Source organism: bacterium (assembly GCA_012517375.1).
In the GTDB taxonomy this organism is placed as follows: Bacteria; Hydrothermota; Tepidihabitantia; order B3-TA06; family B3-TA06; genus JAAYVC01.
The window spans coordinates 1-4,549 of the sequence record JAAYVC010000013.1 but is presented as its reverse complement, the minus strand read 5'-3'; the positions used below and the strand labels follow the sequence as shown (position 1 = coordinate 4,549).

Sequence of the window (4,549 nt, the reverse complement as noted above, 5' to 3'; positions counted from 1 at the left end):
CACGCCTCGCACGATAAATCCCTCGCTGCCGACAAACGTGAACTGGCAAACCGGGCTAAAGAGGATGCAAGGTTTGTCGCTTCTCTTGCAACTCAATCACAGCTGGGCATGACCGTTAATGCCAGGGAACTCGAACTTATGGTTCGCAGGCTTGCATCGCATCCTCTTTCCGAGGCAAAAGAACTCGGGGAAAAACTATGCAGCGAGGCAAGAGCTGTTGCACCTTCAATCCTTCTGTTCTGCGAGGCTAATCCGTTTGATTCGGAAACCTACCCAGCGCTCGCCAGCTTAGCCTCAGAGAAAATCCCATTGGATAAAAACCCACAGACCGAAATCACGCTCGTCGAGGCTTCTCCTGAACCCGATCTAACGCTTCTAACCTCTTTGCTTTATCGCGTATCTAGCACCTCATTCCAGGCATGCAGAGCAACGGTCAACCAGATGGATGAAAAAGAAAGATTAGAATTAGTGAAGATAGCGTTTGAACGGGCTGAACTTTACGATAGCATGCTGCGCGAATTCGAACATGTAGCATTGACTTTTGAGATAATCTGCTCAGCTTCATGTTTTGCTCAGCTAAAGCGCCACCGCATGGCAACCATATCAGCTCAATCCTACGATGTCAATCTTGGATGCACGATTCCCGAGTCAATAGAGAAGATAAAAAAAGATAAAGAATTCAAAGACCTTATCGGAAAATGCAACGATCTCTATCATAATCTTTTAAAGATAAATCCAGATGCAGCCGGTTACGCGCTTACGAACGCTCACAGGCGTCGGGTTCTATTAACCGTTAATGCGAGAGAACTTTACCACTTCTCCCGTCTGCGCTCCGACGCTCATGCCCAGTGGGAGATAAGAGAGGTATCCGAGAGGATGATTGAACTGGGACGCGCCGTTATGCCTCTTACCCTTATGCTTGCCGGAGGCAAGGATAGCTATCCCGTGATGTATGAGAAGATATTCGGTCATCCTCCAAGGGTAGTTGCCGCCGAATTACCTGGCGAAAGAAAAGTGAAATATAGCAGTTAAACGGCTTTACTATCCAGAATTCCACATCCGACGTATATTTTTTCAGTAAATACTTTCAGTCGATGAAGAGTTCCTCGACCCTGTCATCCGGGTTTGGCGCCGGAGAATCGATTAATTCATTCATATTTACGGGATAAGTCACTTCATTTATCAATGCCCTGGATGTTCTTGTTTCCCGTTCAGAGCCGTCCGGCATTACGTATTTGAAGTCCCATGAGAGTAGAATGACGCGCGTGCCGATTCCGTTAAGTTTTCTGACAAGCGGGACATAGTCGCCGTCACAACCCAAGAGACCTACGACATCGAGCCTTTTATGAACGGCCAAATCAAAAGCCTCCAGCGACAGCCACACATCAATACCCTTCTCTTGTGGTCTGTACGCCCTTTCATCCACCGGCAAATAGTGCTGAATGACGCCCGCACGAATTAAAACATCATCGAACATCCTTTCCGCCTTAAGTTTTCCTGCAATATCTGCCGCTTCGGCGCTGAAGCGTCCCCTGAAATAATGCGCCTCCACTATTTGAACCCTGCGTTCCTCGACCTTCTCAAGCAGGGAAACCTGGTGTCTGATAAACCTGTGAATCCCATGTATGGAGATTCTTGATTGCTTGGGGTGGTAGAATTTGTAGAAATTGCTTACTTCATTGAGATAACCGCCGTCGTAAAACACGGCCATCCGAACCATACTCTTATGCTCTTGATGGTCTAACATTTATGCTCCTTATTTATTATTACATTAATATCATTTTCTTCTAATGAGCAACATGTAAACCGTTACTTAGATTTACATGACTAGATTATCTGCGAAAACCGCAAAAAATCAAGACATAAGAAAAGACCCGGAGTTTGATGCCTCCGGGTCTTTAAAATAATCGACGCGTTACTTGCTCTTCTTTTCGTCCTTTATGCTCTGCTTTTCCTTGAATAGCTCTGCTATGCCTGCTATTGAGGACATAACATTGGTCGCCTCGTAGGGCAGGAATACTTTGTTAGCCGAACCCTGAGCGATGGCTTGAAGAGCTTCCATGTATTTTATTGCAAGAAGGTCGTTCGACGGGTTACCTTCGTGAATGGCCGAGAACACGTTCTTTACAGCCTGCGCTTCACCTTCGGCAACCGCAATCTTCTTAAACCGCTCGGCAGTCGCTATGCGCTCGATGGCCTGAGCTTCACCTTCAGCTCGAAGAATCGCCGACTGCTTTTCACCTTCGGATTGCAGTATCTTGGCTTGCCTGTCGCCTTCAGCCTTATTGATCGTCGCTTCTTTGACGCCCTGGGCTTCAAGAACCATAGCGCGGCGCTCGCGTTCCGCCCTCATCTGCTTGTGCATCGCGTCGGTTACATCCCTCGGCGGTTCAATCCTCTGGAGTTCGACCCTGGTAACCCGGGTTCCCCACTTATCCGTGGCTTCATCGAGAACCGATCTGAGTTTGGCGTTTATCGACTCGCGAGAAGTGAGCGAAGTGTCAAGGGTAAGGTCGCCTACCACGTTTCTGAGGTTGGTTTGTGCTAGTTTGATGACGGCGAGCCTGAAGTCCTGAACGTTGTAGGTAACTTTTACGGGGTCAGTGACCTCGTAGTAGATGACGGCATCCACTGTCACAACAACGTTATCCTGCGTGATTACTTCTTGCGGCGGAACGTCCACCACTTGCTCGCGCATGTCGACCTTGGTTAGCCGTTCCAGAAACGGGTTAACCATGTTAAGACCGGGATTTACCGTTCTCTGATAGCGTCCCAGCCTGACAACCAGACCTTTTTGCCACGGCTGGACAATGCGAAGCGAACTCAACACCACTATTAAAATAAAGATTATTCCTATAGGTAGTAATACCCAGCATACTACAGGCATTTATTCCTCCTTGGGTTTTACAAATAAACGCACACCTTCAAGGCGTACAATCTCGACTTTAGAGCCTGCTTCTATAACCTTGCCGTCAATGCTTTCAGCCCTCCATTCCTCGTGCTCGACTCTTACCGTACCCTTGCCGATTGCGGGGTCAATTCTATCAATAACAATCCCGGTTTTGCCTATTGCCCTGTCCGAAGCGATACCTACGTTATGTGCATTGCGCGTAACACGCTTGAAGAAGATTCTTGAAAATGCGAATAAAACGCTAGATAGTACGATAAAAACTATAACTTGAAGCCAGATTGGCAGGTTAAGGAGCGCGAGCACGGCGGCAACGCCTGCTCCTATGCCGAACCATAAAAGCGCGAAGCCTGCGGAGAATATCTCTCCTACGAGAAAAATGACGGCTACCCCTGCCCATATAAAAAGCATTATCCAGTTTGTTTGGCTCATAGATACTCCTCTATGCTTCGACGTTTATTCCCGTCTCAGCAGCACTTACTTGCGTAGGATATGCGCTGAAAGGTGATTGTCAAGCATTTATTTAAAAAGAAGGCGGAGCTTTGGCCCCGCCTTGCAAATATTCCGAACAAAGCCTTTACTTAATAATAAGTACCTTTACGGTCGTCGATTTATTCAACATGGATAGCTTAATAAAGTAAACTCCCGGACCGTGATACTCGCCCCATTCGATTGTGCCCTCGCTTTGGGTTGAGTGTAACTCATCCACCTTCCTGCCTGATGCGTCGTAGACGTATGCAGAGAAACCGTTCGGGCAGCTCGAGTAGCTAAGGGTGATGGTTGAGCCGATTGGCGTAACTGACAAGGGGCTTAAGTCCCTTGTCTCACCACTTGTCTCAGGTTCTTCTGCGACGCCGACGCCCATGTCCCAGTCGGAGACGATGGCGTACGCTTCGAACACCGTGTCCGTCTGAAAGCGCGTGTACACCCACACGATACGGTCATCGGAACAGGCAACAGCTGGAACCTGCAAGTACAGTCGAAAACTGTACCTCGAGTCCCATATCGCACTCCATACCGTATCTGAACCGTAAGCAGGACTGTACTCAAAAACTGTGGTATTCCGCCAGGGTTCGTTGCCTACTATTCCTCCCAGAAAACCTGCCTGGTGCTCCCATGAATGACTCTGAGGCCAAAGCGTGTCTATTGGATACCAGTATGACCTGTTGTACGTGCAGCTGAACTTGTCGTCTGATGATACAGACATGGAAAAAGGAGTCTTTGAAGGACCTGTGTGCAGAGAATCGCCCCACATAACAGTGCATATAGACTGATGTGCAAGGCCGCGATCGTCGAATACGCGTGCGAACCAGGGTAAGTTCGGCGTAGGTCTCGGAGCGCAGTAATCGGTCCAGAACACGACGAATCGGTCATTATCGAGCCAGAAGGGCTTAGGGGCACATGCGCCTGCTAGGCTGTCACCATTATCAACCCGGTGACCTAAAGCCTCCCAATCAATCGGGTTGTCATCGGCGTCGAACACCTGGTAGCGCGGCTGCATATGAGCGGTAACAACGCCGCGAACCCAGGTTACTACAAGTATTCCTTCATCGTTTAAGGCCGCTTGAGGATAGCCTGTCGCTACTGTGTCAGGGAGCGGTCTTTTATCGCCCACGTCCTCGTGCGCAAGAAACGGGGTAT

Annotated in this window: 5 protein-coding genes; 1 reads left to right on the top strand and 4 read right to left on the bottom strand. The window is 48.8% G+C overall.

The window, feature by feature from the left end; translation table 11 throughout:
- Positions 1–1,032, top strand: a 1,032-nt coding sequence (locus GX441_01775; protein NLI97370.1) for an FAD-dependent thymidylate synthase, incomplete at its 5' end; no start/stop codon positions are given.
- Positions 1,033–1,087: 55 nt separating this feature from the next.
- On the opposite strand, the gene GX441_01770 is transcribed toward GX441_01775, so the two are convergent.
- From GX441_01770 to GX441_01755, 4 genes are all read right to left on the bottom strand, one after another.
- Positions 1,088–1,747, bottom strand: a complete 660-nt coding sequence (locus GX441_01770; protein NLI97369.1) for an NYN domain-containing protein — start codon at positions 1,745–1,747, stop codon at positions 1,088–1,090.
- Positions 1,748–1,915: 168 nt separating this feature from the next.
- Entirely contained in the window at positions 1,916–2,887 is a 972-nt protein-coding gene (locus tag GX441_01765; GenBank protein NLI97368.1) for an SPFH/Band 7/PHB domain protein, read from the bottom strand.
- Positions 2,888–3,340, bottom strand: a complete 453-nt coding sequence (locus GX441_01760) for an NfeD family protein (GenBank protein ID NLI97367.1) — start codon at positions 3,338–3,340, stop codon at positions 2,888–2,890.
- A gap of 145 nt (positions 3,341–3,485) precedes the next feature.
- Positions 3,486–4,549 (bottom strand): T9SS type A sorting domain-containing protein (locus GX441_01755; GenBank protein ID NLI97366.1); only part of this gene is annotated, 1,064 nt, incomplete at its 5' end.

What these genes read in the sequence shown, in the direction of transcription:
- GX441_01770 (NLI97369.1), bottom strand. Translation starts at nt 1,747, where the DNA reads ATGTTAGACCATCAAGAGCATAAGAGTATGGTTCGGATGGCCGTGTTT.
- GX441_01765 (NLI97368.1), bottom strand. Translation starts at nt 2,887, where the DNA reads ATGCCTGTAGTATGCTGGGTATTACTACCTATAGGAATAATCTTTATT.
- GX441_01760 (NLI97367.1), bottom strand. Translation starts at nt 3,340, where the DNA reads ATGAGCCAAACAAACTGGATAATGCTTTTTATATGGGCAGGGGTAGCC.